The organism is Nitrosovibrio sp. Nv17, from assembly GCF_900119085.1.
Lineage (GTDB): Bacteria > Pseudomonadota > Gammaproteobacteria > Burkholderiales > Nitrosomonadaceae > Nitrosospira.
In genome coordinates, this window is sequence record NZ_FPIQ01000043.1 from 1 (window position 1) to 3586 (window position 3586).

2 protein-coding genes are annotated in these 3586 nt (G+C 69.7%); both read left to right on the forward strand.

The window, feature by feature from the left end; translation table 11 throughout:
* On the forward strand, positions 1 to 234 hold a 234-nt coding region (locus tag BT108_RS13160; RefSeq protein ID WP_177257327.1), incomplete at its 5' end, for a phosphopantetheine-binding protein.
* 6 nt (positions 235 to 240) lie between these two features.
* On the forward strand, positions 241 to 3586 hold a 3346-nt coding region (locus BT108_RS13165; protein ID WP_177257328.1), incomplete at its 3' end, for a non-ribosomal peptide synthetase.

A 3586-nucleotide genomic window follows, 5' to 3' on the forward strand; every position in this document is an offset into this window, starting at 1 on the left:
GTGGGGCGCCAGGACAACTTCTTCGAACTGGGGGGCGACTCCATCCTGGCGATGCGGATCACGGCGCTGCTGGCGCAGCAGCATGGCTACGATCTGCCGGTGCGGCACTTCTTCGATCATCACACGCTGCAGGCGCTGGCGTCGGCGATCGCCGCCGGGAATCCTCCGGCGCTGCAGCACAGGGAACAGCGGCTGGCCGAGATGGATCGTCTGATGGACGAGTTCGAGGTCTGAATGGCGATGGATGGACGACAGATCGCGCTGCGCTTTGCCGCCCTGAGTCCGGAAGCGCGGCGCGGCTTCCTGGACAGGCTTCGCGACAAGGGGCTGAGCTTCTCCGAGCTGCCCATCGTGCCGGCCGAGGTCACGGGCAGGCTCGCCCTGTCCTATTCGCAGCGCAGCCTGTGGCTGACGTGGCGCCTCGATCCGGAGAGCGCCGCCTACAACATCGCCGGGATGCTCCATTTTTCCGGGAATCTGGACGAGGATGCGCTGCGGCGGAGCCTGGATGATCTGGTGCGCAGGCATGCGTCGCTGCGCACCGTCTTCAGGGCCGACGGCACGGACGAGCCGGAGCAGGTCGTGCTTCCCGCCCCGTCCATGGTCCTGTCCGCGCACGACCTGCGGCCGCAGCCCGATGCTCTGCGCGCGCGGCAGCGGGATGAGTTGGCGGCGGCACTGGCACGGCAGCCGTTCGGGCTGGAGCGGGAGCCGCCTTTCCGCGCAGCCCTGATCCGGCTGGCGGATGATGCGTACAGCCTGGTGCTGGCGGTGCACCATATCGCGGCCGACGGCTGGTCGCTCAGGATTCTCGTCGACGAGCTGATCCTGCTGTACGCAGGGCATGCGGAGGGTCGCTCCGTGCAGCTTCCCGATCTGCCCATACAGTTCATCGACTACGCCGTCTGGCAGCGCAACTGGTTGGAAGCCGGGGAGCTGGAGCGGCAGCTCAAGTACTGGCGGGGGCGCCTGGGGACGGAGCATGCCGTCGTCACGCTGCCGGCGACGGGCGGCAGGTCGGCATCCGCCGTCGCCGGGACGCACGCGGTCGACCTGCCGCCAGCGACCAGCACCGCGCTGCGCGCCGTCGCCAAGCAGCATGGGGCGTCGCTGTACATGGCGATGCTGGCCCTTCTCAAGCTGACGCTCTACCGCTTCAGCGGCCAGTCCGAGATACGGATCGGCTCCCCCATCGCCAATCGCCAGCGGATGGAGACGCAGGGGCTGGTGGGTTACCTGACGAACCTGCAGGTGCTGCATACGCGCATCGATGCCCGCCGGGATTTCACCCATCTGCTGGCGGAAGTGCGGGAAACGACGCTGGAGGCGTACGCCCACCAGGACCTGCCCTTCGACCTCCTGGTCGAGGCGCTGCAGCCGGTACGCCAGGCGGGCGTGCATCCGCTGTTCCAGGTCAAGTGCACCGAGCAGGCCGAGCTGCCGGTGACGTGGAATGCAGCCGGGCTCGAGATCCGGCTCGAAGAGATGCCGGGTACGCAGGTCCACTTCGACCTGAGCGTCGACTTCACCGACCGGGCCGACGCGATCGGGATCGAGCTCGTCCATTCCCGCGGGCTGTTCGACGAGGCGGCGATCCGGCGTTTCGCGGCAGCCCTGGTTTCGCTGGCGGAGCAGGCCGCCCGCTCTCCCCGCCGGCGGCTCGCGGATTTCACGCTGCCGCCGCCCCTGGCCTGCCTGCAGGGCGAGCCGGCCGACACCCGCGCCCGGCTGGTGCCGGCGCTCTGGTCGGCGTGCGTGGGCCGCAGGGGGAAGGCGCCCGCGCTGCGCCACGAGGACCGGGTCTACGGCTATGCGGAACTGGACGACGCGGCGGAGCGGCTGGCGCGGGTGCTGCAGGAACGCGGGGTAGGCCCCGAAGTGCGGGTGGCTGTCCTGGCGTCGCGCACGCCGGAGTTCGTGCTGGGCCTGCTGGCGGTGCTCAAGGCGGGCGGCGCCTATATCCCGATCGATCCCCAGCTTCCGCGCGACCGGATCGCCTACCAGCTCGAGGACAGCGGTGCGCGGCTCCTGCTGGCCTCGGGTGTGCCGGACGGGGCGTACGCGCTGCCCGTGGTCGCGATCGAATTCCACGGCCACGGCGGCATGCAGCCAGTTGCGAAGGCGGTCGCGGTGCGGCCGCATCCGGATCAGACCGCCTACGTCATCTACACCTCGGGTTCCACCGGCGCGCCCAAGGGCGTCATGGTCAGTCATGGCGCCCTGGCGAACTACGTGTACGGCATCCTGGCGCGCCTGCAATTGCCGGACGACGTGGAGAGCATGGCGATGGTCTCCACCACGGCCGCGGATCTGGGGAATACCGTGTTGTTCGGCGCCTTGTGTTCGGGGCGCCTGCTGCATCTGGTGGCTCCGGAACGGGCGTTCGATCCGGATGGCTTCGCGGACTACATGAGCCGCCATCGCGTGGACGTGCTCAAGATCGTGCCGAGCCATCTCCAGGCCCTGCTGCAGGCCGGCCGGGCGGCGGACGTGCTGCCGGCGCACACGCTGATCGTCGGCGGGGAGTCGCCGGGACATGCCCTGGTCGAGCGGATTCGGGTATTGAAGCCGGCCTGCCGCATCGTGAACCACTACGGGCCCACGGAAACCACGGTGGGGATCCTGGCGCAGGCGGCGGATGCCATGGCCGCGGGCGGGGCCGCGCTCCCCATCGGCCGCCCGCTGTGCAATGCCCGCGCATTCGTGCTGGACACCGATCTCAATCCGGTGGCGCCCGGGGTCGCAGGCGAACTCTATCTGGGCGGGCCGGGCCTGGCGCACGGCTACCTGGCGCAGCCGGCGCTGACCGCCCAGCGCTTCATCCCCGATCCGTTCGGGGGCGGTTCCGGCGGTTCCCGGCTCTACCGCTCGGGCGATCGCGCCCGCATGCGGACCGACGGCAGCCTGGAGTTCCTCGGTCGCATGGATGACCAGATCAAGATCAGGGGATACCGTGTCGAACTGGGTGAGGTCGAGGCGCAATTGCTGCGCCAGGCGGGCGTGCGCGAGGCGGTCGTGGTGGCGCAGGTCGGAGCGGGCGGGGCGAGGCTGGTCGGATACGTGTCGGCCGATGCCGGCCGGGAGCTGGACGCTTCGACATTGAGGGCGCGGCTGGCGGAGGCGCTGCCGGACTACATGGTACCGGCTGCGGTGATGGTGCTGGAGCGGCTCCCGCTGACGGCCAATGGAAAAGTGGATCACGAACGGCTGCCGGATCCGGCGTGGACGGGTACGGGCGCGTACGAGGCGCCTCGGGGGGAGGTCGAGGAAAAGGTCGCGCAAATCTGGGCGGAGGTATTGGAGATCGAGCGGGTGGGGCGCCAGGACAACTTCTTCGAACTGGGGGGCGACTCCATCCTGAGCCTGCGGATCGTGGCGCGGCTGCGCCGCGCGGGGTGGAAGGCCACGCCCAGGCAGCTGATGGAGTGCCAGACGGTGATGGCCCTGGGCGAGCAGATCGTCGCGCAGTCGGCCTTGCAGCCGGTGTCGCCCCCGGCGCATCTTCCGATTCTGAGGCGCGGGGGAGGAGGGGGAGTGGAAGGGCTATCCTACGCTCAGGGGCGGTTATGGTTTTTATGGAGGCTGG